We start from the raw sequence: 26,784 nt of genomic DNA, 5'->3' as shown, positions 1-26,784 counted from the left end.
CCCCAAAATGCAGCTGGAAGCCTTGAATTACAAGGCTTCATGGATCCAATCAGACTTCGATCAACGGGCCATGATCTTCCAGGCACGGTGGATCTTGCCGTTGCGGGCAAAATCCGGATCAATGGTCTTGGCGGTGATCTCTTCCACCGCGTAGCGCTCGCCGAGATTGTCCTCGAGCTGGAACTTGCGGAAGTTGTTGGAGAAATACAGCACACCGCCCGGGGCCAGGCGCGCCATGGCCAGGTCCAGCAACTGGACATGGTCGCGCTGCACATCGAACACGCCTTCCATGCGCTTGGAGTTGGAGAAGGTCGGCGGGTCGATGAAGATCAGGTCGTACTCGTCACGACTGGCTTCCAGCCAGGCCATCACGTCGCCCTGCTCCAGACGATTCTTGTCGGAAAAACCATTGAGCGACAGGTTGCGCCGCGCCCAGTCCAGGTAGGTTTTCGACAAGTCGACACTGGTGGTGCTCCGAGCACCACCCTTGGCAGCGTGGACGCTGGCGGTCGCGGTGTAGCAGAACAGGTTGAGGAAGCGTTTGCCGGCCGCCTCTTTCTGGATCCGCAGGCGCATCGGCCGATGATCCAGAAACAGCCCGGTGTCCAGGTAGTCGGTGAGGTTGACCAGCAGCTTCACGCCGCCTTCGTTGACCTCGGTGAACTTGCCCTGGGCGCTCTGGCGCTCGTACTGCTTGGTGCCGCTCTGACGCTCGCGGCGCTTGATCACCACACGGTTCTTGTCGACGTTCAGTGCCTGGGGAATGGCCGCCAGGGCGTCGAACAAGCGGGCCGAGGCCTTTTCCGGGTCGATGGACTTCGGCGCGACGTACTCCTGGACGTGAACCCAGTCGTGGTAGAGGTCGATGGCCATGGAATATTCCGGCATGTCGGCATCGTAGACCCGGTAGCAGTCCACACCTTCACGCTTGGCCCATTTACTCAGCAACTTGAGGTTCTTTTGCAGGCGATTGGCGAACATCTGCCCGCCTTCGCTCAACCGCGCCTGCTCGACCACAGGGGCCGGTGCCGGAGCCAGTTTGATCGGGTTGCCGTTCTTGTTGTACTGGCGCTCTTGCGGTACTTCAGGGGCCTGATCGTAGGCGGCCTGTTCGCGCTCGGCCTGGCGTTGCTCCGGGGTGCGACGCTCGCCGGTGACGAACTGATCCGGCAGGACCTTGATCAGCAGCAGCTTGCACGGCAAGGCGCCGTTCCAGAACGAATACTGCTTGTGGCTGCGAATGCCCATGCGCTTGCCCAGGTCTGGCGCGCCGGTGAACACCGCCGCCTCCCAGTTCAGGCAGGCCTGGCGCAGACGTTCGCCGAGATTCTGGTAGAGGTAAAGCAGGCTGGCTTCGTCGCCCAGACGCTCGCCGTACGGCGGGTTGCAGATCACCAGGCCTTTCTGGTTCTGGTCCGGACGCGGTTCAAAGGTGGCGACTTCGCCCTGATAGATCTTGATCCACTCGCTCAGGCCCGCACGCTCGACGTTGTTGCGGCCCGGCTGGATCAGCCGTGGGTCGGCTTCGTAGCCGCGAATCCACAACGGCGGCTTGGCCAGCCCGGCGGCGGCGCGGGCGGTGGCCTCTTCGTGGAGTTTCTTCCACAACGCCGGCACATGGCCGAGCCAGGCGGTGAAGCCCCACTGCTGGCGACGCAGGTTCGGCGCCATATCGGCGGCGATCATGCCTGCTTCCACCAGGAACGTGCCGACACCACACATCGGGTCGGCCAGCGCCCCGCCTTCAGCGGCAATGCGCGGCCAACCGGCGCGGATCAGGATCGCGGCGGCGAGGTTTTCCTTCAGCGGCGCGGCGCCTTGCTGCAGGCGATAACCGCGCTGGTGCAGGCTGTGGCCGGAAAGGTCGAGGGAGAGGATCGCTTCGCCGCGGTCCAGGCGCAGGTGGATGCGCAGGTCCGGGTTGAGCTTGTCGATGGACGGCCGCTCGCCCGTCGGGGTGCGCAGCTTGTCGACGATGGCGTCCTTGACCTTCAAGGCGCCGAAGTGAGTGTTGTCGATGCCCGAACCATGGCCACTGAACTCCACCGCCAGGGTGCCATCGGCCAGCATATGATCTTGCCAGTCGACATCCAGCACACCGTGGTACAGGTCTTCGGCATCCTTCATCGGGAAGCGCTTGAGCACCAGCAACACGCGGTTGGCCAGGCGCGACCACAGGCACAGGCGATAGGCCGTTTCCATGTCGGCCATGCCACGCACGGCCGAGGTGTGCTCGCGCGCCTCTTCAAGGCCAAGCCCGACGGCTTCCTCGATCAGCAGGCCTTCGAGGCCCTTGGGGCAGGTGAGGAAGAGTTCGAAACGATCGGACATGGGATTTCCAGAGCCTTTGGCTAAGTGGACCGGGCAACGCATTGCCGGGCCGGGTTCAGTCAGGTGCTTTTCTCAAGAGCACCCGCGTGGCACGAATGTGTGCCGTGCCGCCCTCGCCGCTCAGGTTAAAAGAGCTTTGATGCGAAGGCAGGTAAAAAATTCTGTGCAACAAATTGTGAAAACTCGACCCTTTCGTCGAATAGTACCCGAGTGCAACAGGGGGACATTCTCATTCAAGCAAAGCCAGTCCCCTTTGGCGCAGGGCCGATCATACAGGGGTCTTGCTCAAAAGCGGTCAACGAACATGAAGTTACTTATCGCCCTAACATCTTTATTGTTACGTGCTTATGACAAAACGATCATTCCATCCCTGTGACGCTTTGGTTAGAACTCAACACAGGTTGACGTCGCAACGGCGTCAACACCTCGGCTCGTCACGCCGGCAACGAGCCACCAACGGCAGAATGATTCTGCCCCGGCCTCGATAGAGGTCGACGCTAAGTAACAGTCAACAAGTGAGGGCAACACCCTATGAGAAGACTTAAGCGTGATCCGTTGGAAAGAGCATTTTTACGTGGTTACCAATATGGCGTTGGTGGTAAATCCCGTGAGCTTTGCCCCTTTACTCTACCGTCGGTACGTCAAGCCTGGATCAACGGCTGGCGAGAAGGACGCGGCGACAACTGGGACGGTATGACCGGCACTGCGGGTATCCACAGACTCAACGAACTTCACGCCGTCGGCTGACACAGGGCTTAATACTCAAGAACTCGACAATTTGACACCCATATCGATTTAACCACGCACGTCCCATCCGGACGGCGGGCTACGGCCCAGGGGGCTCCTTCGAGGAGCCCTTTTTAATGCCTGGGCTTTATGCGATCGCCTGAGCGGCAAACACCAATACCTTGGCTTTATGTAATTACTAAGCTGCAAACGCCGTTGTGGCGAGGGAGCTTGCTCCCGCTGGGCTGCGCAGCAGCCCCAAAAGCCATTGCACGGTGAGCCAGGCAAATGGCATCAGTCGGTTTCAGGACTGCTTCGCAGTCCAGCGGGAGCAAGCTCCCTCGCCACAGGGGTCTGTTCAGACTTCAAGGCGCGGCTGATCAACCCAACGCCGCAATGGCATCCACCGATTCGCGGATCAACGCCGGCCCTTTATAGATGAACCCCGAATAGATCTGCACCAGGCTCGCCCCGGCGGTGATCTTCTCGGCGGCATGCTTGCCTTCGGTAATCCCGCCCGCCGCGATGATCGGCAAGCGCCCCGCCAATTCAGCGGCCAGCACCTTCACGGTGTGGGTGCTCTTGTCACGCACTGGCGCGCCAGACAAACCACCCGCCTCGTCACCGTGCTCCAGCCCTTCGACACCTTCGCGCCCCAGGGTCGTGTTGGTGGCGATCACCGCGTCCATGCCCGTCTCGATCAGGGCCTGGGCCACCTGGGTGGTCTCCTCGTCGGTCATGTCCGGGGCGATCTTGATCGCCAGTGGCACATGCCGGCCGTGGGTCAACGCCAGTTCCGCGCGACGCCGGGCCAGGTCGGCCAGCAATTGCTTGAGGGAATCACCGAATTGCAGGCTGCGCAGCCCCGGGGTGTTGGGGGAGCTGACGTTGACGGTCACGTAGCTGGCGTGGGCGTAGACCTTGTCCAGGCAGATCAGGTAGTCGTCGACGGCCCGCTCCACTGGCGTGTCGAAGTTCTTGCCGATGTTGATGCCCAGCACGCCCTGGTACTTGGCCGCTGCGACGCGAGCCAGCAAGTTGTCTACACCCAGGTTATTGAAACCCATGCGGTTGATGATCGCCTCGGCTTGCGGCAGGCGGAAGATCCGTGGCTTGGGGTTGCCCGGCTGGGGTCGTGGGGTAACGGTGCCGATTTCGACGAAACCGAAACCCAACTGGGCGAACCCGTCGATGGCCGCACCATTCTTGTCCAGGCCCGCCGCCAACCCGACCGGGTTGGGAAACGCCAGGCCCATGACCGTCACCGGCAATTTCGCCGGTGCCTTGCACAGCAAACCGTTGAGGCCCAAACGTCCGCCCGCGCCGATCAGGTCAAGGGACAGATCGTGGGAGGTTTCCGGGGAAAGTTTGAACAACAGCTGACGGGCCAGGGTGTACATGGGTGGGTTTGACTCGATCGACGAAATGAGGCGCGGATTATAGCCGGGGTGAAGGGATGGGAGCGAGCAACCGATGGCGGCTGCTCCCGGGTTGAATCAAGACGTGGTCGTTTCCTGCAGAGTATAGGTATTGCCGGTTTGTTTCAGGTTGGCAAAGATGAGTGGAAAATAAAGAACCGTCATCATTATGGCGAAACAGCCATTGAGCATATGGCCCTGGGTATCGTCTCCGAACTGGGATTCACTCAATATGGCCGCTATCGCACCTAGGAACAGGGTGAGAGTATGCCCAAACGATAGACGTACCCCCGCAACATTCACGAATGCATCGGCCAATTGCGTTCTGGTGGGCCACTGAACACCAGCGCGCACCTCCAAGGCCACTTGTTGTAAAGACTCAGGATCAGAAAAGACCGAATCCAGTCCTCGTTGGGGCGAAAGCACATGCCAACTTTTGCAGACAATCAAGGTAGCCACATCGGCTACCATTCCGAGCGCGTTCAGCCCGGCTTGAATAGCGTCCGCCCCGAAATCGTGACCAAGCTCCCCGGCTGCCCTGGCAGGCCCACTCAATGGCATGACCTTTCCCAGCTCAGCCAAAGCAAATTGACCTGCGCCATAAGCCGCTGCTGTCACCGCGGTTGACGCTGCGTTCGCGGGACCTGCGTTGTCTTTCAAAGGAAAGAAGGATTGAGCCACCGCCCGAGCCATGATGTAGACGACTCCACCGGTCAATGCTGGGAAAACCTTTGACGCCGCTCCCGTGAGAACGGCCGCGACCGAACCTCCCAGCGCAGCAGACGCTATGCACAAATTCCCCAACCGAGACTTCCAGGTCGCCTCCCCTGCCATCTCCCTGCGGACAGCCCCCATCAGCGTCAATGCCGGCCCCATCATTGCCAGCGCAACGGTCGCCCATGCCCGCGTGGCCTCAGGTGTATCACCTTCGCGCAGAGCGTGTTCGACGTGATAGCCAACGTACTGGCGCAAACAGGTGGCCAGCGCAATGATCAAGCCCGTGTGCCCAGCGACATTCAGGAGATTGAGTCCTGGCCCCTTGGCGGCTTCGAGCAGTTCCATGCCAGCCTCAAGTACTTCCTTCAAGCGATCTACACGGCTTTCGGCGCCAGTAGTGCCCCCTTCGCCGATTAAATTAAAAATTCCGCTGTTTTCAGGATCAGCGGGCATTTCACCCGATTCGATAAAGTGTTCAATTCGGATTTTCGCATCTAGATCCAGCTGTCCCAGATTCTTATTGCACTCCTGAAAGAAAGGCTCCGTTGCGCGACTTAAAAGCTCAAAGGCCGCTTTGACTTGCCTGGGTGATCCCAACTCGCTCGGTTGAAATCCCGTAGCGTTCAACATCGCGGGATCAAGCTTCTCTAGAGGCCCTGCTGAGGTATTTGAAACCGAAACAACGTCGTTCCGAGCCGCAGCGGGTATGCCGGCTCCTCCTGTAATTTGCATGGTCAATTTCTCCTTGTAGTTTGATCAACAGCCAAATTTTCCGAGCGTTACTCACCACTCACTCATCTCCCAAGCCTCATCCCCCATAGGCTGAAACACATCCCGCATAAATCCCTTAACAAACAGGTCCACCGCAAACGCCAGGCCATTGGCACCGCTGACCTCCCGGTAAAGCTGCGACTTTTCCAACCCCTGCTCCTTCAGTCGAACCAGCACCTGCAGCGTGACCGCCATCAGCGCCTGAGCGGTGGGATAGGCTGCGGTTTCGCCGTCGGCTCCCCGCAGGGCGCGGAGGAATTCATGGATGGCCTTCTCACCCTGCCCTTCCATCGCCAGCAGTACCTGATACAGATGCTCGAACTCAGGGTCCGGGCGTTTGCCCTGGCTCGTCCCCTGATGGGCGGCCAACAGGCGCGACTCCAGGCTCTGCACCGCAACATCCGCGCCGCGCTCAAAGGCGATTGGAGCGGTCGACGATTCAATCTTCATGGTCGTGCATCGCCTCGGCTGCCTGCCCGGTGAAGCTTGAGCACAACGCTTCAAGCGCCTGGGTCGCCCCTTGGTCCAGGACGCGAACCGTCTCCGGCAACTGCGCAATGCGCGCCATCAAGCGGGGTTCCAGACGTTGCCGGGTGGCTTCAACGTCGAACTCCAGCAGTTGATCGCCAAGCCGCAGCACGTAGCGGTTGTGCGGGTGGTAGTGCACGAGCAGATCGCCGGTCCACAACGGGCGCAGGCGTTCGCGCCATTCATCGCCACGTTCCCGGCAATGCTGCGGCAACAGCAGGTGCAGTACCGCGCCAGTCTCGCCCGGTTGCGCGGTAAGCCAACGCTGGAGCATTCCATCCAGCCACTGGGGTTGCTCCAGGGCTTGGGCGAGCAGGTCCCGGGCAGCCTGGGCCAGCGCGTTGCGCAATTGCAGACTCAGCGATTGCCCGTTCCGCAAGCCTTCGGCCAGATGCCCGGTCGCCCGCAGAATGCCTTCGGCATACCCCCGTTGGAATGCCTCGGCATGCAGCGCTTGCGCATCGCGCTGGGCCTGCTCGATATACTCACGCGCCCGGCGCCGGGCCTCGAGCTGCAAGGCATGGCGGCGCCGGGCGGCGGCGATGTCTTCGCGAGCCAGGTGCACATCTTCGCCAACGGGCACGTCAGTCAGGGTTCGGATGGAGTCGAGCATGCTGCACCGCCAAAAAGAACAAGGTTGGATCAGGTTTCGTGACGGGCCATTGCCGGTGCAGGTGAACCACCGCCTCGCAGAACTGCAAGTCCAGGCGTTCGAGCAGCGGGGACGGGACGTACCCGTGCCAGCCCCATAATGCGTTGAGGCCGGCCGCTTGTACCTGCTCCAGCGAAACCGGCGGACATTCGATCGCCAGGCGTTCCCGAGCCTCCAGGTTGAAGCTGGCGAATCGGCGAACCGAGCCTGGCAGGCCCAGCAGCGCCGCGCCGCGCGCCAGTTCGGCGCGCAAACGACAGGCGCCCATGAGCGAGGCGATGTAGGGCAATTGCCGCCAATGACGAACCCACTGCTTCGCCACGCCGGTCAACGGCGGCGAGGGCCACGGCCCTTGCAGTCCCAGCCCCTCGAGGACGATCCGGTCGAGCAGATCACGGGCCTCATCGCCCTCGAACCCCGCCGGTACGACCAGGCGCTGGGGGTGCAGGTAGGCCAAAGGCTCGGCGAGGATGCGTTCCAGACACTCAAGGTCCGACATCACGCGGCCTTGCAGTTGACTGGCGATACAACCAAGCGCCACCACCGGCCACCAGCACCGCGCCAATCGCCGCCAACCACCACGGCCACGGCGAATGCCGCCGCGTCGTGACCACCGACGGCGCGACATGCTGGGTTGCAGAGCGTTTGGACAGCACCACCGAAACGTTCTCGTACGCCACCGCGGCAAAACTGTTCTTGAGAAAGCGCTTGATGTCGGTGATCAGCAACTGCGGTTCGACATCGCGCTCATGCAACACCACCGCTGAAAGGTGGATGGGCGACGGCTTGCGCCCACCTTCGCCCGCATCGAGGTCGTAACTGACGTGGACCCGTGCCGACACCACGCCTTCGAGCACACCCAGCGACTGTTCGATGCGCTGCTCCAACGCCGAATACAGTCGGGCCTTTTCCGCACGGGGCGAGGCCACCAGGGAATCGGCGGGAAACATTTCGGCCACTTGCAGGCGTGGCCGGGAAGGCAATGAATACAGGTTGAGCAGATCGACGGCGGCGGGCAAATCCAACTGATCGATTTTCACCGCATAACCGTTCTTGCCGGCGTCGACTTTCACCGCGGCGATATTGTTGCGCTGCAGCACCGAAAGCACTTCATTGGCCTGTTGTTGATCCAGCCCTTCCAGCAGGTTCGGCTGACGGCAACCCGCCAGCGCCAGGCACAACAGCAGTCCCCACAGGCCTGGCTTCATGACGCACGCAACAAGGTTTCTGCCGTGCTCACCCCTTTGCGCACCAGCACGTTGAGCAGATTGATCTCCACGTTGTACTGCCCGGTCAACTCCTGCAGGTGGGCCAGCACTTCGGGGTGAGTGACGTCCGGCCGTTGCATCAACTGATTGATCGCCGAGACCTCTTGCTCGCTGTTGACGGCGGAACCGGCAAACAAATCGATCATTCGCGATTCCAGTGACACGACCGGACCTTCCTGCGGGCCGCGCAACTCAATCAAGGCCGAGCGCGCACTGGCCGACGGGGAAACAGCTTGGATGGACATACGATGCACTCATGAAAATGGCCATCGTCATGAGCGATGGCCAACTGAAAGAGAACGGGTCAGCGAGCCGCCTGGATGATCGCCATGTCGATATCCTTGAAGCCCTTGATCGTGTTGGTCTGGGCGTTGCGGAACACCGTGTAGGAGGAAAACGCGGTCTGATAGGCCGCCAGTTTTCCGGGGTCTGAAGCATCCGCCTTGAGGTCCACCAGCGCTTGGTCCAAGGCTTCCTTCAGGCCTTGGGCGCCAAGCTCGAAGGCAACGGCTTGCTTGCCGAGAAAGTCATCGGGGAATAAGGGAAACATGATCGGGATACCAGGCATTCGTTATTCACTCTGCATGTTGGAGAAATGCCAGGACGAAGCGCTCGTCTTGACGTAGCCCTGCGGGCCGGTTTGGAACGACTTGCCCTTGAGTCCGTCGTCCCTGAGCTCGACAGTGAAATGCACGTAGCGGCCACCCCACTGCCGGTAAAAATCGTCGACGTACTGGCGGGCGGCAGCCAGTTCGGCATCCTGCAAATCGCCCGCGACGGCAAACGTGACACTGTCCCCATGCTCGACCCGACTGAAGGTCAGCGAAAGACGCTGCAAACCGCCCTGGGCCAGATCGGCGAGCAGCGCGTCATCCTGCACTTGCAGCACGACGTCGCGGGCATACGGCGCCGCCGCGAGCAAGGTCTCGAGCAGCCTGGCCTGCTGGTCCGGCGTGAGCAGGTTGCGTTGCGCGCTGAGCAGCAGCCGCGGCACCGACGGGTCCTTGAGGTCGAGGAAATGCCAGGCCAGTTGCGGATCATGGTCCACCAGCACCTGCTCCAGCCGGCGCCGCTCCTGGTCCATCACCCGCACGTGCCCGCTCAAGGTGGCGTGGCGCGTCAGCACCTGTCGGCTCCAGCCGGCATCGCGCTCGGACGCCACAAAGACATAAACCCCCTGATCACGCCCGCGCAGCACCTGGACCTGCGCACTGGCGCCCGCCATCAGCTCACGCACATCGGTTTCAGGCGCAGGCGTCGGCATCCACCAGAGGCTGATCGCGACGATCGCTACCGCCAACGCCAGAGCGCCGCCAAGCCCGCGCAGCCACCGCCGGCGCCCACCCAGCAGCACGCCAGTCTCTCCCCGGGCGTCGAGTGGCGAATCGAGCAACTCCGGCGCCCAAGGCTGGTCTTCAGGACGCAAGGCGATATACAGGCCGTCGATCTGCACCCTGGACTGGAAGGCACACTGCCGGACTTGCACGGGGTCGCCGAGCAGCCGCAGCGGCAAACCGTCCGGCGTGACCTGATCGGCCAGCACCTCGAAATTGCACCCGCCGTCCTCCAGGGGCACGAAGAAAGCATCCGCCGGCACGCTGGCTGAATGTGAGCCTTCTGCGAGCACATTCACCGCCCCAACGATGAACAGGGTCGTGCCTTCACCAAGGGGAAACTCGCAGCCCTGCAAGGGACCATTGAGTATCCGCAGGACACAGGGCTGTGGCGTGGGGGCTGTCAGGACTGTCACCGTCCAGGCTCCAGAGCAGTCAAATGAGCTGCCATGGTAGAAAGGCCGGCCGCCGGCTTCCTGATCGGATTCTGCCGATAGCGTGCGGCAAAGGATCAGAATCCTGCGCCGGCCTGGTCATGGCGCGGTCATCGTCGGGCTTGGGTAAACACTTGATAGCGCTGCCAGACCTTGCGCGCATAACGCAGGCGCGCAGCCTGGCGCCGGGGAGAATTGCCAGCGTTGTAGGCACCGACCGCCGTCCAGTTATAGCCATAACGGGTGATGAACCCGGCCAGCACCGACGCCCCGACCTCCACCGACAGGCAAGGATCGTCCAGCAGGCGTTGTTCGGTAATGCCCTGGGTGCTCAGCCGTGGGAGATGGATGCTGTTGATCTGCATCAGCCCGATATCGCGGGTGCCATCGCGGTTGTGGTTGATGGCATCCGAGCGCAGGCCCGACTCGACCTCGGCAATCGCCTGAAGCAGTTCGGGTTCGATGGCGTGCAATTGTCCCGCCTTGCTCCAGCACCAGGCGTGCGCCTGGGCCATGCCAAACCCCAGGCCGAGACACACCGGCAGGCATAACCACGGTTTGCTGCGCCGCGTCATGCCAGGCGTCTCTCGCGGATCCACACCGGCTGTTCATGAATGCGCGCCCGCAAGATCTGCGCCCGAACACAGCCCGGATCATGCGCCAGACACTGGTCAAGCACTTGCAGCGCCTGCTCGTTGCGTTGCCAGAACCAGTGATGCCAGGCATGAAAATACAGCACGTCCGCCTGATCGGCCGACAACAGGCAGCGCCGGAACAACACTTGGGCCGCCTGCTCGCAGCCGCGCAAACTGGTAAGCAACGCCAGGCGTGTCAACGCCGGGATGCTGCCAGGGTCCAGCGCCAACGCACTGGAAACCGCCGAATGCGCCTCTTCGATGGCGCGCTCCGGGTCACCCAGGCCCATCATCGCCTGCCCCAGCCACACATCCGCCAGACCACACCAGGGTGGCGCGTACCCGGCATCGAGTTTCAAACACTGCCTGAACAGCACCCGGGCATCGCACAGGCTTTGCACCGTGTGCTGTTGCACGCTGCACAAGCCATTGAGATACGCCACCGCCACCGGATAGGACCCGCAGCGATCACCGACCGGCCGCAGCCCCGGTACGTGCTGGGCAACCAGGCATGTCAACGTACCCAGCGCCTCCCCCGGATCCCAGGCATCCAGCGTCTGACCGTGCAGCAAGGCCTGGTCGCGTCCACGAATCAACTCGATCGACCAGTGTTGCAACCCGCCCGCACCGATAAAACGACCGTTCAAGCAATAATCCGCCGACAACTGCCCGGCCAACGACCGCACGTCGTCCGAAGCCCCGCAGGCCGCGATCAGACCCGAGGGAATGACATGCAATGCCTCACCGAACGCCGTGGTCAGTTGGCGGATCATCAGATCCTGCAGATCCAGCGCCGCGATCTCGTCCAGATTGCGAAAAGGCAACACCGCCAGCGAAGGCGCCACCGCTCTCGCCTCGCTCGGTACGTCGAGCTCGACCACGGAACCGGTGAACCGATAACCCTGGCCGTAAACCGTCGCAATGTAGCCCTTGTTCTCCTTGAACAACTTGCGCAATGCGTAGATACAACGGGTCAACGACTCCTCCGCCGCATCCATCCGGGGCCAGACATGGTCCAGCAGAAAATCCTTGCTGACGACCGTACCCGCCGACTTCAACAACAGACGCAGTACGTGCAGCTCTTTGGGTGGAACATGAACGCCTTGTCCATCTCGCATCAGCGTTCCATCGCTTTGCAATAGCCAGTGGTCAAAAACGAATGACTTGACCAGCGGTTGATCAGTTGCACTGTCCATACTTTGAAACTTCTCTATAGAAAGTTACTGAAGCGCGCGTGAGCCTGTGGGTGTGACAGGCCCGGGATGACGAGCTGCTTGACTATAGGAAGATGCGTAGGAGGATTCCGTAGGTCGCTGAACGTTATTAACGTAGGAAACCGCGACGAAAACCGTAGGAAGGCACTCAATAAAATCAAGATATAAAACTTAACCACACCGCAAAGAGCGAACAAACACGGCAATGAATATTAAAAACGCTTTACCCCCTGGATAGGTACCCATCAAGGGCTATTCCCTATATGCCTCTGCACCGAATCGACTACATCCTGCACTGTCCTCCACACCTCCACCTCACCTTCGGGCAGCTCGATACCGAAAGCGTTATTAAGCGCCAGGACAAGCTCCACCAGACTCATGGAATCGATAAACAGGTCCTCGACCAACCGCGAAGCATCGCCAATGACCCGATCACTGGGGGGAATACCAAGCGCCAATGATTTGATGACGGCCTGGATACTTTCGCTTAGATTTTCTGACATTTTCTTTCCTGAAAAGAATCTGACAGACGTGGAACAGTACACGCCATGCCAGATTGAATATTGCAGCCGTTGCTCGACCTTAGAAGTTCAACATCGCCCTCAACATATCCGCATACTGATTCAAATGCGCCGACAAAGTCTTATTGAAGTTATCGTGATAAGCGTTGGCGTTCGAATACTTCTGCGTGAAGGACTGCAATCTGTTTTTCAGAAGTTCCTCCTGGGCGTTGAAGCCGGTTTGCCAGGCGTTGAATGCGGCCGTATCGAGCTTTACCTTGTCGCCATAATCCTTCAGCCCCTCGTGCATCACATTCAACGGCCCGATGTCGATGACCACGCACCAGGGACCGTTCGGCTTGGGATTCTGCTGAAGGCAACTGTCAGGCAGGCCCAGCGCCTTGAGCCATTTTTCCGCGTCTTCCTTGCTCGCTCCGGTATCGGGGGGGGCCGGAAAGAGCATGGCGGCAGGGTTGGGCAGGGAATATTTTGCAATCAGTTTTTCCAGTGCCTCGCGCAACGGGCCCGCACTTAACTCGACCTCTTTACCGTCGTTAACCCCTTCGACCCAATCCTTCATCATCGCGGTGATTTCGGTGTTGAAATCGGAGAAGAAGTCCGAATAGGCCGAGATGATGTGTTCGTAGCCGGCGAGGTAGCCGTTCTTGATCAGGTCGATCAGCTCAAGGAGTTTGTCGAAGAAGTCGTTCGATGAGTTTATCGTCGCATCCAAGGCCTCGGCGATCTCGAGGGGCTTGTCCTGCTCCAGGTGTTCCTGGAGGGCTCGGAGGATCTTGCCTTGTTCGTCATTGAGTTGCTGGCGCTGGCTGTTGTCCAGAAGCCCCGTGCCCTGGCTGTGGGTCATCACGGCAACGCATTGGCGCACCTGTACGGCCCACATTTGTGCTCGATCACGTTTGGCGTGGATCAGTTCGACAAACTCCGCGACGAGGTGCTGCGTCGTGGACTCGGCGGCATCGCCCTGCACTGGCTTGGCGATGATGGACGGGCACTTGAGCAGATGACCAAGGCTGCGGTTCATTGCGTTCATGGACCGATCGAGCAGATTCGTCAGGGAACTGACCGTTTGAATCTCAGCCGGTACGTCTGGAGGCGGGGCTGCATCGGTGATGGCCTCCACGTTCGGCAGCAGTACGATAGGCGAACGAATAGATTGAGTGATTTCCATAGGCCTCGCTCCTTCACGCCGTCACGGCACGAATGCCATCGCTACGGGATTGGAAAAGCTGCATCACCGTGTCCATCATTTTTTGCAGCAGCGCCGCGTCGGCCCCATCCCTCTGGCTGACTTCATCAGCCAGGCTCTTCTGGCTGCTTTGCGCACTTTGCATCAGCACTTCTTTCTCCTTCGCCGCGAACTCGGTCAGACGCACCATGTTCGTGACCACTTGGCTGAAGCTCATCGACAGGGCGCTGAGGGCGCGGCCGATTTCCAGTTTCCTTTCGATCCCCTTGCTGCCCATCTGGCTCAGCCAGTCGGAGGTCTGGCCGACCTTCTGGGCCTTGAGGATCTCCCCGTCGAACCAGGCACGTTCCTTGTCCGTCAGTGTCGAACCCTTGGGTTTGAAGTCGACCGTTTTCGGCCGAGCGAAATCATCGAAGGTTTTGATCTTGTAGGTGGTCTGCGGGTTCCACTCATTGCGACCGCGTTCCAACGTGAGGTCGCGTTCCAGGTTGCCGGCATCCATGGCATTACGACGGTTCACGTCGATGTCGGCATGCTTCAACGCCTGGCCCTGGAAGGTCTTGACCATGGCAAACCCGGCGATGGCGCCGGACACCACCGCGCCGGTGATGGCGCTGTTCAGCGCCGCCCGGCCCGACTCGACAATGGCCGCGCCCTGGGATTTCGCCGCCTCAGAAGCCATGACGCTGAAGTGGCCGCGCAGTTGCGCATTGGCGACCCGCGCGACGTTCAAGGCAATGATCGCGGCCACCAGGACGTTGGCGTGTTTCTCCCAGGCGCCCGGGTCAAATGCCAGGTCGGTGCGCACGTCATCGCTGACCATCAACAACGCTTCAGCGAAGTCCTCCTGGTCCGATTCAGTGGGCTGGTAGGCGTTGATCCGGCTTCCCAGTTCCGCAGCCGAAGGGCCTGCGAAGTGACCGTTCTGGAGGATTTGCTTTGCAGCGATCTGGTCGAGGATCGGCGAATCCTCAAGGGATTTGCGTTTTGAAAATTGCTCTTGGGCGATCAACTCGCTCAGCCCTGCGTCATTGATCCGGTCGTGGTCAATGACAGGGGATGCGATGGTGGTTGAAACGTAAATAGTGCTCATCGTAGATACCTGTTGTCCGTGATTTCAAACATGCCTGACCATTTGCAGGCTGACGGAATGGCTGCGTTGCATATCGGCAAACAAGTGCTCGATCTGGCGGGTTCGTTCCTGCATCGCCTGGCCATAGTTGCTGACCACCTGAGTCAGGTAGGCGCTGATTTCCTCGCTGATAGCCATGCGTACCCGCACATCGGCCAGGTGCACGGCAGCCTGGACCTGGTGCTGGCCGCTTTTGATCTGCAACCCGCCCTGCACCGCGACATGGCCGAACTCGGTGACGGCCTGGGCGATTTCCAGGTTGGCGGCATAACGGGCCAGCAATACCGGATCGGCACCGTTGGTGATGAAGCCGCGCAGTTGGGTGAGCATCTGGGTCAGCGTGTTGCCGACCGAGCTTGCCACTTGCTTCATCGCTTGCATGGCGGCGGGCGCGGCCTGGGCGGCCACCGACGCCAGTTTCGAGGCGACGGCACTGACCATCGGCCCGATCACCTGCACCCCGACCACGGCCACCAGCGCGACGGCAGCCAGCGTCGAAACGACACCCTGGATCATGCCGGCGATCTGCGCGATTTCCTTGGCCTTGTCTTCATCGACACCCAGCTCCATCAGCATCTTGGTATAGATCTCGGTGAACAGCTTGATGGCTTCCTGCATGACGAGGGTCAGCGGCTTCATCGCTTCGGCCATGAACGACACGCCGGTTTTGTCCTGGATCACCGAGTCGGCAATCATCACGGCCGCACCGACCACGCCCACGGCGATGAGCACCGGGTTGGCGGTCAAGACACCGGCGGCGATGGTCGCCACGGTCAAGATCGCCCCGACGATCTTGCCGATGCAGCCCATGGTCTTTTGCAGGGCCTCGGCCTTGCGGACTTCTTCCAGGTACTTTTCCGACTCGCGCTGCATGTGCGCCTGGAGCCTGGCTTGCAGTTCCTGGAACAGCTCCTGGCTGAGCTCCTCTTTGTTTTGCGCCGACTCGCCGAGCAACTCGATGATTTTCAAGCGGTTCAATAGCGCCAGCGCACTGCTGCTGAGGGCCTTTTCGTCGGTTTGCTTGGGGGTCGAACTCGTGGCGCTGAACACCAACACTTTGCCGAACACCACGCTCACCGTTTTCGCGCAGGCGTTGGCGACCTCGATCAGTTTCAGATGCGCATCGGTGGCGGTCTGCAGGGTCTGGACCTGGCTGGTCAAGTCGCCGCGGATCTGGTCGCGCCGGGCCAGCTCCTGGGCATATTCGGGGGACTCCGGGTCCAACTGCGCCAGTCGCGCCTCGCTTTGTTGAAGCAACGCCTGGACATGCAGGACCCGCTCCTGCAATTGATCGAGGTGTTCCTGGCTGCTCCCGACGTTGCCCTCGGCCGCCGTCATGGCCTCGACGGCGGCGGTGTATTCAGCCGACAGGTTTTCATGGGCCTGTTGCCTGGCGCCGGCCATGCTCTGCAGCATGGCCAGGCGATTTTTCAGCTTTTTGACGTCGACCTCGCCGATCAGCTCGCTGATCATCGCCATCAACAGGGTGAACAGGTCGCCGTTGGTTTCCTGTTTGTTGCCATCGGCGCGCGGTGGCGGCGCATGTAGCATGGGCCGGCCTGTAGAGGCGGCGGATGTGCCGGTTTGACCTTCGTATTTCACTGACATCAGGTCCGCCAGCGCTTTTTGGCCGGCCTCCTGGAAGTCCGCGGTCCGAGCGGCCTTGCTGGCCGCCGCGGCGTATTTTTCAAAGGCCTCGCTGCGGCTCATCGTGCCGTGAAGTGCCGGGTTAAATGCAGCCCTTATCTCACTCATGTTCAGTCCTCCGAACAGTGCTGTTCCATGTGGGCCAGGGTGTCGAGATACACCTTGGCCTGCTCGCGCAGGTCGTCTTGCGGGGCTTGCTCAAGCACATACTCGAAACACAACCGAGCCTTGCCGACCTTGCCCAGGGCCAGATGACATTGGCCGGTGTAGAGCATCGGCCGGTAGTCGTTGCTGCCTTGGGCAAAGGCGATGGCATACAGGTCGATTGCCTTTTGGTGGTTTTGCTTGAGCTGGTGCACCGCCGCCAGTCCCATCCAGTAATGGCTGTTGTAGAAGTCGTAGATGCACAGGAAGTGAAAGAACTTCTCGGCATCGTCCAGCCGCCCCTGTTCGTAGAACTGGAAGGCGAAGGCATAGAGACTGTCCATGTGCTCGTCACTGAGGCCTTGCACGTCCTTCAACGCCGCGCCACCGAGCACCGCGTCGACGACGTCCAGGGCCACCTGCTCGTCTTGTTTGTTGTCACGACTCATCAGCCACACTCCTGAAAAAACGTCAGCGTCGCTGACCGGTGCATTGGGCCAAAACACCGATAGGCCTCGCTGCCAAATTGCGCTCATCAATCCCTTTGTGGCGAGGGAGCAAGCTCGCGCTGGGCTGTGTAGGAGCTGGCGAAGCCTGCGATCTTTTGATCTTTCGCTTGAGACTCAAGTGCCAGGGGAAAGATCGCAGCCTCGCTCCGCTCGACAGCTCCTACAGGCCCAGCGCGAGCTTGCTCCCTCGCCACAGGGGCTTTGCCTGGCTTCAGGCCTGTTCGACCTGCTCCAGCCAGATCAACAGGCGCAGCACCTCCTCGACTTCCTGCACCTGCAGAAAGCTGTAGCGCTGGTGGGTCTTGAAGATCCGTCGGGCCAGGGCGACGTCGTTGATCACCGGCACCCCGACCTCCTTGGCGTATGCCCGGACCGCCAGGGCACGCTGGTTGGTCTCCATCAGGGAAATGAACGGCAGCAGAGTGATTTCCGGGCGGAAATACACGCCGATGGCAATGTGGGTCGGGTTGGCGATGATCATCCGCGAGCTGCGCACATCGGACTTGACCTGCTCCGACAACAGCTCCATGTGCAGGTCGCGGCGGCGCCCCTTGATCTGTGGGTTGCCGTCCTGCTCCTTGTGTTCACGCTTGACCGAATCCTTGTCCATCATCTGGTCTTTCATGAACAACCAGTACTCGCTGAGGGCATCGAGCACGACGATCAGCAGGACACAGGCGAGAAATGCCAGCACCAACACCAGCAACAAACGCCCCCAGATCGCGAACAACGCCGGTGCCTGGACGAACAGTTGGGCGAAGATCAATTGCCGCTGGGTGATCCAGACGATCCACAGCGCCGTGGCGAAACTGCCCAGGTACAACAGCGCCTTGAGCGTGTCCTTGACCGTGCGCAGGCTGAACAGTTTTTTGAAGCCATTGATCGGGTTCAACGCACCCAGGTTTAGCTTCAAGGCTTCGCTGGCCAAGGCAAAACCGCTTTGCAGCAAGGCAGGCAAGGCACTGGTCAGCACGCACACCAACAACAACGGCAGCAACGCCTTGAGGCCGATCAGCACCAGCATCACCGAGTAGGCCTGCAGGTCGGCGTCAAAATCGCTGGCGATGATCCGCCGGTAGACCTCCATGACCTCGACTAACGAGCTGTTGAACACCATGTAGCTGATGCCGCAGAGGGTCAGGCAGGTGATGACCAGGTCCTTGGCCTTGAACGTCTGGCCTTTGCGCGCGGCATCACGCAAGCGCTTGGCCGTGGGTTTCTCAGTCTTCGAGGCGCTGGATGACATCACCCTCCTCCCCACCGCCCAGCGCCTGCGCCACGCCGTCGGCCATCGTGCCCATGCGCAAGACTTCGTCCGGCAGATGTACGCCGAAGTACAGCATCAGCACCACCAACGCCACCAGGCTCTTGACCGTCAGTGACACAGAGAAGGCATTCATCTGCGGCGCATAACGCGAGAGCAAGCCCAGCAGCGCCTCGCTGACCAGCAAGGTCGCCACCACCGGCGCACTGATGACCAGCGTCTTGCTCACCAGCGCATCCAGCAACCCGAGCACCGCCGGCAAGTGCAACTGACAGCCGCTCGCCGGTGCACACAGGCGATAACTGTGGCCAACGGTTTCGAGCATCAACAGCATTCCGCCACCGGCGAGATACACCGCCGCGGCAAACAACTGGAGAAAATTCGCCAGCTCCGAGGTGTCGACACCGTTGGCCGGATCCATGGTGCTGCTGAGCATCGCCCCGCGCTGGTTGTCGATCAGGTTGCCCATGGCGTGCAACACCCAGAACGGCCAGCCCAACAGCATTCCCAACAGCACGCCGATACTCGCCTCGCGCAGCACCAGGCCGAGGAACGCCAGGCTGTCGAGGGCGGGTGCGGGCACACCGATGTAGCGCCAGAACCCCAGCGCCACCAGAACAATCACCGCCTGACGCGCGACACCGGTGAGCACGCCGCTGTTGAGAAACGGCAACATGAAAAAAATCGGTGCCAGCCGCGCCACACCCAGGACCGCTGCGGCGAACCAGGCGTACAGGTCGAAAAACAACGCCACCGACATCGGCTAGCTCAACGCCAGGCGGATGACTTCACGACTGAAATCCAGCAGCGTTTCGCCGTACCAGCCCGACAGCAGGAACAGGCACGCCGCCACCGCCAACAACTTGAAACCAAACGGCAGCGTCTGTTCCTGCAACTGGGTCACGGTCTGGATCAATCCGACCACCAGGCCGACCACGGTGGCGACGATGATCGGCCAGGCCACCATCAGCAGGATCAGGTACAGGGTTTTGTTGCCGGCATAGACCAGATCGTTCATCGGTGCACCTAGGCCAGCAAGGTCAGGTATTGCTTGACCAGCCCGGTCGACAGCAGCGCCCAACCGTCCAGCGCGACAAACAGCACCAGTTTGATCGGCACGGAAATGATCACCGGACTCATCATCATCATGCCCAGCGCCAGCAGGATGCTGGAGATCACCAGGTCGACGATCACGAAGGGCAAGTACAGGTAGAAGCCAATCTTGAAGGCACTCTTGATTTCACTCAGGGCATAGGCCGGCAACAGCGCAAACAGCGAGGGCTCAAGTTCTTCATCGGCAGGCAGGCCCGCGTCGGATTCATCCTGGAGCGCCTGGGCCCGCTCGAAAAACTGCGCCAGCTCCGGGTCGGTGTAGGTGCGCAGGTAATCCTTGTAACTGCCCAGGCCGTTCTCGGCGAAGTTCACCACCGACTCGACATCGGTAAAGGCCACCGCCTCGCGCTTGTAGTAGTCATGGCCCTGCTTCATGACCGGCGTCATGACGAAAATCGCCAGCATCAGGGCAATCGCATTGAGCGCCATGTTCGACGGCACCTGCTGCAGGCCCAACGCGTTGCGCACGATGATGAACACAATGGAAAACTTGAGGTAGCACGTGCCCGCCGCCACCAGGAACGGCAGCAGCGACGCGAACGCCAACAGCGCGATCAGCGAGACATCATTCATCGGCGCTGGCCCGATAGACCTGGAGCAATTCGACACCCAACTGACCGTCCAACCGCACCAGCTCCCCGCGGGCCACCGGCTTGCCGTTGGCCCGCACCTCGATGTGCCGCGCCGCGTCCTCGGTCAGCGGGATCAGTTGCCCATCGATGATGCGCGACAAGGTGGCCAGGTCGGTTTCATGGCTGGGGAGCAGGAACTCCAGGCGCACCGGGAGCGCTCCCAGGTCGATCGTCGCGTCGGTTTCTGGCGGGTTATCCGCATTGGCATCGGTCACGCTCGGTTGCATGTGTAGACCCTCCTGGGTAAAGGTGAAAGTGCCAAGGCAGTAGTCGGCCAGCCAACAGCGCTGAGAACCCTGGACGATGCGCACGACATCGCCCTCTTCCAGGCGCATCCGGCTGGCGCGGCTCAGGTGGCTGACGCCGAGCATCAACTCCAGGCGCAACGGCAATTCGTCCAGCCATGAATCGACACCCACGCGCTCGCTGGCAACGGGTGTCGGCGGCAGTTGCAGCAACCACAGGCGCCCCCGTGGGGTTTCGAGCCAGGGCAGCTCGCAGGTAGGCAATCGCGCCGGGGCGACGCATTCGATGTCGGACAGCGCCCGGTACTGCAGCTCCTCCACCTCCAGCAGCAAGGGACGTGGCAGCGCCCGAAACAACTCGACGATATTCATCAACGACGTCTCCACCTTCAGTAACGATTGCAACTGTGGAAGCGCGCGATACAGCCAGTCATGGGCCGCGATCAACCCTTGCCAGTGGCCGCCGTCGCCGTGGGCGCAGAAACGCAAATAGCCGTCATGCCCTGGCACCTGGCCCAACCCCGTGTCCCGACCGGCCCGTCGCCAACGTTGAACCGCCTGGGCCTGGGCATGGGCCAACGGCTCGACACGTCGTAGCGGCAACGCGCTCATGCCGGACGCTCGACCTGCTCGTCCTGCTCCTCATCCGGCGCCTGATGCGAGCCCTGGCGCGACTGCTCGCCGCCACTGTCGGCCAGCCGCCAGGCCGGTTCCCGGGCCAGCTCGAAAGGCGCCTTGAGTTGCTCGAACACCAGGGTATTGCTGGGGTTGAGCGTCAGGCTCCGGGGGGATTCTTCGGGCACCCGGGTAATGGTTATCTGTCCACTGGCAGCCCCTCTATTGAACGGTACTTGCAGCACGCCCCGGCCCGTGTCCGGCAACGCCTCGACCATCACCTCAAGCATTGGCGGCGCTGGTGGTAGTGCCGCTGAAGGGAGGGTCGCTGGGGCAACGGCCGGCGTCTGGCGCGGGCCTTGAGCGCTCATCGGCGCCTGGGGCAACGGTTGTTCGTCGAGACGGGGTGCCGTGAAAGGCTCCACCGCCAGCGACTCAACCGATGCCGACACCGCCGCTTTATCGACGCCAGAGACCACAGGCTCCAGGCGTTGCGGCAACGCGTATTGGGTCAACTTGCCGAACGGCGGGCCTGCCTGTGGAAAAGCCAAGGTTTGCCGGACAACCCACCGTTTGCCAGCAGGCTCAACCCCCTCCGTATCACGGCCAAACGGCCGGGCTTCATCGCGCTCGACCGCCAGCGCCTCCTGCGCCACCTTCATCGCCTGCCTGGTCAGCGTCAGGGCGGCTTCCATCAGGGGGCGCCGAGGCAGAATCAGCGCCGTCACCAGGTCCAGCACACCTTGTGGCAGTTCATCCTCTTGCACCGGGACAAGTTGGTCCAGCAGCTCATCCAGCGGACCTTCGTCGACGGGCTCCAGGGCCTGGACCGGCCCCGTGGGCACTGCAAAGACCTCGTTCATCGCCGCACTCCGATCATCTCTTCCAGCTCCCGTTCTTCGCGGCGCACCGCCTCGAGCCGTTGCCCACGCAACAGCTGTTGGACGCCGCGCGCATACTTGTCGTGTCTGCGTTGCAGCCCACGCAGTTGCTCGCGCTGCGCCTGCAACTGTTGCTCGACCTGCCGGTACTGCTGATCCACGCGGTCACGCTCGACACGCAGCAGGTCGATGCGTCGCCGGATGACCGCCTGGGTGCGCAACAACGCCAACAACTGGCCGTGATCCAGCACACAATCATTGGCTTGATGGCTGCTCAACAAACGTTGCAGCGCCGCCTCTTGCTCCTCGACAGCGGACTGTTCCTGGCGCAGCGGCTGCAATTGACGCTGGACACGCAACACGGCCTGCTCGCCGCGTTGCCGGCGGAACTGACTGAAGGCCAGCAGGCGTCGTCGATCAAGCAATGATTTCATGCAGGCTCCGCAGGGTTTCATCTGGCTCACTGGATTGATCCGTCGGCTGGCGTAACCATTGGTCGAGGGCTTCGCGACGTTGCAGCGCGTGATCATTGGCCGCGTCCGCGCCCGGGCTGTACTCGCCCATGTCGAGAAACACCTGCAACTGTTCAAGGCGCGCCAGGGCGTCGCGAGTCGCGGCTGCCAATTGCCGAACCTCTGGCGTAGTGACCTGCGTCGCCACCCGGCTGACGCTGCGCAAGACATCGATGGCCGGGTAATGCCCCTTGGCGGCCAAGGCACGGCTCAGGTAGACGTGGCCGTCGAGAATGGAGCGAATCTCCTCGGCGATCGGATCCGGCTCGTCGTCGCTTTCCAGCAGCACGGTGTACCAGGCCGTGATGCTGCCCGACGCGGTCACGCCCGGACGCTCCAGCAGGCGCGGCAAGGCATCGAACACCGAGGCCGGATAACCCCGCCGCGCCGGTGCTTCACCGGCGGCCAAGGCCAGGTCGCGGCGCGCGCGGGCGTAGCGGGTCAACGAGTCCAGCAACAGCACCACGCGCCGGCCCTGGTCGCGAAAATACTCGGCGATGGTGGTGGCCTGCAGCGCCGAGTTGCAGCGATCCACCGAGGAAAAATCCGACGTGGCGTACACCACCACGCAACGGGAATGCTTGGGCGACTGGCGCAAATGCTCGATGAACTCGGTGACTTCGCGCCCGCGTTCGCCAATCAGGCCAATGACAAAAACCTCCGCGTCCGTGTGTTCGATCAGCATGTTGATCAAGGTGGTCTTGCCGGAACCGGCGGCGGCAAAAATGCCGATGCGCTGGCCGACGCCGCAGGTCAGCAAGCCGTCGATGACGCGAATGCCGGTGCGCAGCGGCTCCACCACCGGGCGTCGCTGCTGGTACGACGGTGGGTCGGCATCCACCGCACAATCGCGCTGGGCGACCGCCGTCGACGGCACCAGGCGCTCGACGATAACGCCCTGGGGATCGACCACGCTGCCGAGCAAGGCGTCACTGCACGTCAACTGCAAAGTCGAGCCGGTGGGCACGATCATCGATTCCCGGGACAAGCCTTTCGCCTCGCCCAGCAAACTGAGCAGCACCGCGCCAGGCTTGAAGCCGATGACCTGCGCCCTGGCTGCGACCTGGGGCGAACGCCAATGCCGGCGCACTTCACAGATTTCGCCGACCACCACCTCACTCAGCGCCGCTTCGATCAATGGACCGCTCAAACGCAAGGGATGGGCCGCCCGTCTTTCCAGCTGGACATTCATCGTCACGGCTGCTCAGCCAGCGTTTCAACAACCTGCAAAAAGATGTGCGACATGGGGCAGATCTCCTCAAAGCGTCTTGATGACATTGACCGAGACATTCTCGGAAACCTCGCCGAACGACATGACGTCCAGCTCCCGGAAACGTCCCTCGATCAGTTTCTTGATGTAGCGCCGCACGTCGACCGAACACAGCAGCACCATGTCCTTGTGAGCGATGTGCACGCTGTCCAGGCCGACACTGAGACGGTCCATCAGCTCTTCCGAGTCGGCCGGCTCCAGGTTGAGGAAATTGCCGCCCGAAGTTTGCCGGATGCCCCGGCGGACCACGTCCTCGAACTCCGCCGACAACAGCAAGACCCGCAGGTCGTTGCCCTGGGCGAACTTGTTGCTGATGTAGCGAGCCATCGCGCCGCGAACGTGCTCCACCAGCGCCAGCACATCCTTTTCCCGGGAGGCCCAATGGGCGAGGGATTCGAGGATGAGCTTCATGTTGCGCACGGAGATCCGCTCGCCGATCAAGCGTTGCAGCACCTCGGCGATCTTCTGCACCGTGACGTGGCGATAGACTTCCTTGAGCAGGTCGGGGTAACGCGCTTCCATTTCGTCGAGCAACTGCTTGGTTTCCTGCACGCCGAAAAACTCCTGGATGTTGCGCGCCAGCAACGTGACCAGGCAGCGATAACACTCTTCGTCGGCAGGCCGCAGGTGATAACCCAACTGCTGCACCCGCTCCCGGTCGGTGGCCGTAACCCAGACGCCGCCCAGGCGATTGCTGTCGGTGCCGCGCACCAGGGCAAAGCCCAACGGTTCCAATTCGGGGGAGTAATCCAGCAGGCGCCAGTGATCGAAATGAATATCGAACTGCTCGGCGCGCACTTCATTGATCAGCACCGCCACTTGATGGACCGGCAGCACCTCGCTGGCCCGCAGCCGCGGTTCGGGAATGCGCAACCCGTAATCGACGAAAAACTGGCTGCGAAAGCGCGCCGCCCAACGATTCTTCTCCAACGCTTGCAGGTGCGCCGGGGGCACCAGCAGCATCAGGGCGATGGTTTCGGTCGCAACGTTGTCGACGTCATCGATCAATCCCGACGCCCCCGGCCCCGCGCCGGCCTCGACAGGTTCGCTGCGGCTTTCCCCCGATCCAGCCGGGCGCGAGGCGCGGCGATGGCGCACGAACACCACCAGCCCCAGCACCGCGGCGATCGAGAGAAATGTCGGCAGTGGAAAACCGGGCAACAGGCCCACGCCCACCGCCAGCAACGCGGTGACGCCCAGGACGAACGGGTTGCCCAGCATCTGGGTGAGCATGTTGCGCCCCAGGTTGCTGTCATCGCCGTTGACGCGGGTGACGATGAAACCGGCGCCGATGGCGATCAGCAGCGCCGGGATCTGGGCGACCAGGCCATCGCCGATGGTCAACAGGGTGTAGGTCGACAGGGCCGTGGACAGGTCCATGCCCAGTTGCCCGACGCCGATGGCCATGCCGCCGATGAAGTTGACGAAGATAATGATGATGCCGGCGATGGCATCGCCCTTGATGAATTTCATCGCCCCGTCGAAAGAACCGTACAGCTGGCTTTCACGTTCCAGCACGCTGCGTTTTTCCCGCGCCTGGGCCGCATCGATGGCGCCGGCCTTGAGGTCGCCGTCGATGCTCATTTGCTTGCCGGGCATGCCGTCCAGGGAGAAGCGCGCCGCCACTTCGGCCACCCGCTCCGAGCCTTTGGTAATCACGATGAACTGGACAATGGTGACGATGGAAAAAATCACGAAGCCCACCACCAGGCTTTCGCCGATCACGAAGTCACCGAAGGAGGCGATGATCTCGCCGGCGTCGGCCTGGCTGAGAATCAGCCGGCTGGTGCTGATCGACAGGGCCAGGCGAAACAAGGTCGTCAACAGTAGCAGCGCCGGGAACGTCGAATAGCTGAGGATGCGCTCGATGTAGAACGAGCCCATGAACACCAACAACGAGATGACGATGTTCAGGCCGATGAGAAAATCCACCAGCACCGTCGGCAGGGGGATGATCAGCATGGCGATGATCATCACCATCAAGGTCAGGATCAGCAGCTCCGGACGCGCGCCGACACTTCGCAGGAACACATTGAGCATTTCAGGCCTGGCTCCGCGACAAGATCATGGCTGACCGCCGCACTGGCGCTGTTCGATGCATTCATGGGCATAGGCGACGTCGGCCAGGCGGGTGAACTGAATGGCCAGGCGTTGTGGCGCCTCTTCATCGGCAAACAATGGCGGCGGCAATTGCAGGCTGAGCCGCCGCAGGGTTTGCAGCAACGTCGAACGCTCGCGGTGGGCACTGAGCAGCACCGGCTCGCCCAACGCCCCGAGCAGCAGCTGGTCGAGGTCGTCGGGGTAGGTCAACACGCCGAGCAGGAACACCAGCCATTCGGCCTCATGGGGGTTGTGCCGACAGATCAGTGCATCGCCGAGCACGGCGCCGATAAACAGCCCATCGGCCGAACGCAAGCGCTTCAGGTCGGTCACCCGGGTCAGCAATTGGCCGAACTCGAGGCGCGAGCAACTGGGGTCCTGGGCGCTGATGTCAGTCAGCAACGCGGCTTCGATGAAGGCCAGCACATTCATGCGCTGTGCCGGGCCATACAGGGCGATCCAGTCCTGGTAGCAACCGAGCGGGCCTTCGTCAGACTCGAGAAAATCCCGGTAGGTCTCGCGCAACAGCCCGGCCCTGACGGCCATGCTCTTGCCGAACATCCTGGCCTTGAGCGCGGCGTTGATCCCGGCGTTCATGCGTTTGGGAGAGCCTTGGGCAACCACCGTCTGCAAGAGCGTTTCGAGGCGCTGGCGGGTGTGGGTTTCCAGGTTGCGGCGGCGCAACAACGCCCGCAGCACCAGCGCCAGGTCGCTGTCATCGGGGAACAGGCGGCGCGCCATCTGCAGCAACCAGGCCACGGGCTTGTCCGCCAGCCGCGCCAGGCTCAGCACCTGCCCGGCCTTGGGCACGGTGTCGTCCTCCAGCACGCGTTCGAAGGTGTCAGTCAGGGTTTCGGACTTGAGTTCGAACAACCGTCGGGCACGGAACTGCGTCAGCGCCGCCGACAACTCGTCGCTGATCTGCACGATGCGCTGCGCCACGGCCGCCGTCGCGCTGTCGTCCAGCGTCGCCTCGGCGTCGACT

General features: G+C 61.6%; 28 protein-coding genes. 1 reads left to right on the top strand and 27 read right to left on the bottom strand.

The features are described 5' to 3' along the window. Positions 1-60: 60 nt before the first annotated feature. Entirely contained in the window at positions 61-2,331 is a 2,271-nt protein-coding gene (gene rlmKL / locus J4E53_RS10630) for a bifunctional 23S rRNA (guanine(2069)-N(7))-methyltransferase RlmK/23S rRNA (guanine(2445)-N(2))-methyltransferase RlmL (protein WP_103308504.1), read from the bottom strand. 531 nt (positions 2,332-2,862) lie between these two features. On the opposite strand from rlmKL, the gene rmf reads away from it, so the two are divergent. Further along, positions 2,863-3,078: a ribosome modulation factor gene (rmf, locus tag J4E53_RS10625; RefSeq protein ID WP_003223300.1), complete on the top strand. Its 216-nt coding sequence runs from the start codon at positions 2,863-2,865 to the stop codon at positions 3,076-3,078. Positions 3,079-3,437: 359 nt separating this feature from the next. On the opposite strand, the gene J4E53_RS10620 is transcribed toward rmf, so the two are convergent. The 26 genes from J4E53_RS10620 to sctW form a co-directional block, all read right to left on the bottom strand. After that, on the bottom strand, positions 3,438-4,457 hold the full coding sequence (locus J4E53_RS10620) for a quinone-dependent dihydroorotate dehydrogenase (protein WP_060738457.1): 1,020 nt from the start codon (positions 4,455-4,457) through the stop codon (positions 3,438-3,440). A gap of 96 nt (positions 4,458-4,553) precedes the next feature. Then, entirely contained in the window at positions 4,554-5,924 is a 1,371-nt protein-coding gene (locus J4E53_RS10615; protein WP_103308503.1) for a hypothetical protein, read from the bottom strand. A 51-nt stretch (positions 5,925-5,975) separates the two neighbouring features. Then, entirely contained in the window at positions 5,976-6,413 is a 438-nt protein-coding gene (locus J4E53_RS10610; RefSeq protein ID WP_060738458.1) for a hypothetical protein, read from the bottom strand. Next, a complete protein-coding gene (locus tag J4E53_RS10605) occupies positions 6,403-7,104 on the bottom strand; it encodes an oxygen-regulated invasion protein OrgB (protein ID WP_103308502.1) in 702 nt (233 codons plus the stop codon). Before J4E53_RS10605 ends, J4E53_RS10610 begins: the two co-directional genes overlap by 11 nt. After that, positions 7,076-7,642 carry a secretion system protein gene (locus J4E53_RS10600; protein ID WP_103308501.1) on the bottom strand — a complete coding sequence of 189 codons (567 nt, stop codon included), beginning with the start codon at positions 7,640-7,642 and terminating at the stop codon, positions 7,076-7,078. Before J4E53_RS10600 ends, J4E53_RS10605 begins: the two co-directional genes overlap by 29 nt. Continuing rightward, a complete protein-coding gene (locus J4E53_RS10595) occupies positions 7,629-8,351 on the bottom strand; it encodes an EscJ/YscJ/HrcJ family type III secretion inner membrane ring protein (protein WP_103308500.1) in 723 nt (240 codons plus the stop codon). The genes J4E53_RS10600 and J4E53_RS10595 overlap by 14 nt, the downstream gene beginning before the upstream one ends. Beyond that, a complete protein-coding gene (sctI, locus tag J4E53_RS10590) occupies positions 8,348-8,656 on the bottom strand; it encodes a type III secretion system inner rod subunit SctI (protein WP_103308499.1) in 309 nt (102 codons plus the stop codon). The genes J4E53_RS10595 and sctI overlap by 4 nt, the downstream gene beginning before the upstream one ends. Positions 8,657-8,715: 59 nt before the next feature. Further along, positions 8,716-8,961, bottom strand: coding sequence for a type III secretion system needle filament subunit SctF (gene sctF / locus J4E53_RS10585; protein ID WP_371919210.1), 246 nt, complete (start codon positions 8,959-8,961; stop codon positions 8,716-8,718). A 21-nt stretch (positions 8,962-8,982) separates the two neighbouring features. Next, positions 8,983-10,161 (bottom strand): PrgH/EprH family type III secretion apparatus protein, encoded by a 1,179-nt coding sequence (locus J4E53_RS10580; protein ID WP_060738464.1) that lies wholly within the window; start codon positions 10,159-10,161, stop codon positions 8,983-8,985. Positions 10,162-10,289: 128 nt separating this feature from the next. Then, positions 10,290-10,754, bottom strand: a complete 465-nt coding sequence (locus tag J4E53_RS10575) for a transglycosylase SLT domain-containing protein (RefSeq protein WP_060738465.1) — start codon at positions 10,752-10,754, stop codon at positions 10,290-10,292. Then, positions 10,751-11,932, bottom strand: coding sequence for a winged helix-turn-helix domain-containing protein (locus tag J4E53_RS10570; RefSeq protein ID WP_237140800.1), 1,182 nt, complete (start codon positions 11,930-11,932; stop codon positions 10,751-10,753). The genes J4E53_RS10575 and J4E53_RS10570 overlap by 4 nt, the downstream gene beginning before the upstream one ends. Before the next feature lie 341 nt (positions 11,933-12,273). After that, positions 12,274-12,531: an acyl carrier protein gene (locus tag J4E53_RS10565; RefSeq protein WP_060738467.1), complete on the bottom strand. Its 258-nt coding sequence runs from the start codon at positions 12,529-12,531 to the stop codon at positions 12,274-12,276. 79 nt (positions 12,532-12,610) lie between these two features. Continuing rightward, positions 12,611-13,717, bottom strand: a complete 1,107-nt coding sequence (locus J4E53_RS10560) for an IpaD/SipD/SspD family type III secretion system needle tip protein (protein ID WP_060738468.1) — start codon at positions 13,715-13,717, stop codon at positions 12,611-12,613. Positions 13,718-13,730: 13 nt separating this feature from the next. Next, complete coding sequence (locus J4E53_RS10555; protein ID WP_103308497.1) at positions 13,731-14,828, bottom strand: IpaC/SipC family type III secretion system effector; 1,098 nt, start codon at positions 14,826-14,828, stop codon at positions 13,731-13,733. Positions 14,829-14,852: 24 nt separating this feature from the next. Then, positions 14,853-16,622, bottom strand: a complete 1,770-nt coding sequence (gene sctE / locus J4E53_RS10550; RefSeq protein ID WP_103308496.1) for a type III secretion system translocon subunit SctE — start codon at positions 16,620-16,622, stop codon at positions 14,853-14,855. Between the two features lie 2 nt (positions 16,623-16,624). Next, complete coding sequence (sicA, locus tag J4E53_RS10545) at positions 16,625-17,107, bottom strand: type III secretion system translocator chaperone SicA (RefSeq protein ID WP_060738471.1); 483 nt, start codon at positions 17,105-17,107, stop codon at positions 16,625-16,627. A gap of 271 nt (positions 17,108-17,378) precedes the next feature. Further along, positions 17,379-18,413, bottom strand: a complete 1,035-nt coding sequence (locus J4E53_RS10540) for an EscU/YscU/HrcU family type III secretion system export apparatus switch protein (protein ID WP_103308495.1) — start codon at positions 18,411-18,413, stop codon at positions 17,379-17,381. Continuing rightward, positions 18,388-19,191 carry a type III secretion system export apparatus subunit SctT gene (sctT, locus tag J4E53_RS10535; protein ID WP_103308494.1) on the bottom strand — a complete coding sequence of 268 codons (804 nt, stop codon included), beginning with the start codon at positions 19,189-19,191 and terminating at the stop codon, positions 18,388-18,390. The genes J4E53_RS10540 and sctT overlap by 26 nt, the downstream gene beginning before the upstream one ends. Positions 19,192-19,194: 3 nt before the next feature. Continuing rightward, positions 19,195-19,449 (bottom strand): EscS/YscS/HrcS family type III secretion system export apparatus protein, encoded by a 255-nt coding sequence (locus J4E53_RS10530; RefSeq protein WP_014337351.1) that lies wholly within the window; start codon positions 19,447-19,449, stop codon positions 19,195-19,197. Between the two features lie 8 nt (positions 19,450-19,457). After that, the gene (locus tag J4E53_RS10525) at positions 19,458-20,117 is read right to left on the bottom strand and encodes an EscR/YscR/HrcR family type III secretion system export apparatus protein (protein ID WP_103308493.1); all 660 of its coding nucleotides are present in this window, start codon (positions 20,115-20,117) and stop codon (positions 19,458-19,460) included. Further along, entirely contained in the window at positions 20,110-21,033 is a 924-nt protein-coding gene (locus J4E53_RS10520) for a FliM/FliN family flagellar motor switch protein (RefSeq protein ID WP_103308492.1), read from the bottom strand. The genes J4E53_RS10525 and J4E53_RS10520 overlap by 8 nt, the downstream gene beginning before the upstream one ends. Further along, positions 21,030-21,899: a type III secretion effector protein gene (locus tag J4E53_RS10515; RefSeq protein WP_103308491.1), complete on the bottom strand. Its 870-nt coding sequence runs from the start codon at positions 21,897-21,899 to the stop codon at positions 21,030-21,032. Before J4E53_RS10515 ends, J4E53_RS10520 begins: the two co-directional genes overlap by 4 nt. After that, a complete protein-coding gene (locus tag J4E53_RS10510; RefSeq protein WP_103308490.1) occupies positions 21,896-22,351 on the bottom strand; it encodes a type III secretion protein in 456 nt (151 codons plus the stop codon). Before J4E53_RS10510 ends, J4E53_RS10515 begins: the two co-directional genes overlap by 4 nt. Further along, complete coding sequence (gene sctN / locus J4E53_RS10505; RefSeq protein ID WP_103308489.1) at positions 22,335-23,621, bottom strand: type III secretion system ATPase SctN; 1,287 nt, start codon at positions 23,619-23,621, stop codon at positions 22,335-22,337. Before sctN ends, J4E53_RS10510 begins: the two co-directional genes overlap by 17 nt. A gap of 66 nt (positions 23,622-23,687) precedes the next feature. Further along, positions 23,688-25,739 (bottom strand): EscV/YscV/HrcV family type III secretion system export apparatus protein, encoded by a 2,052-nt coding sequence (locus tag J4E53_RS10500; protein ID WP_060738479.1) that lies wholly within the window; start codon positions 25,737-25,739, stop codon positions 23,688-23,690. Positions 25,740-25,763: 24 nt separating this feature from the next. Further along, positions 25,764-26,784 (bottom strand): type III secretion system gatekeeper subunit SctW (gene sctW / locus J4E53_RS10495; RefSeq protein WP_207268133.1); only part of this gene is annotated, 1,021 nt, incomplete at its 5' end.

Source organism: Pseudomonas sp. FW305-28 (assembly GCF_017351395.1).
In the GTDB taxonomy this organism is placed as follows: domain Bacteria; phylum Pseudomonadota; class Gammaproteobacteria; order Pseudomonadales; family Pseudomonadaceae; genus Aquipseudomonas; species Aquipseudomonas fluorescens_AA.
This window is presented reverse-complemented; position numbering and strand designations above follow the sequence as displayed.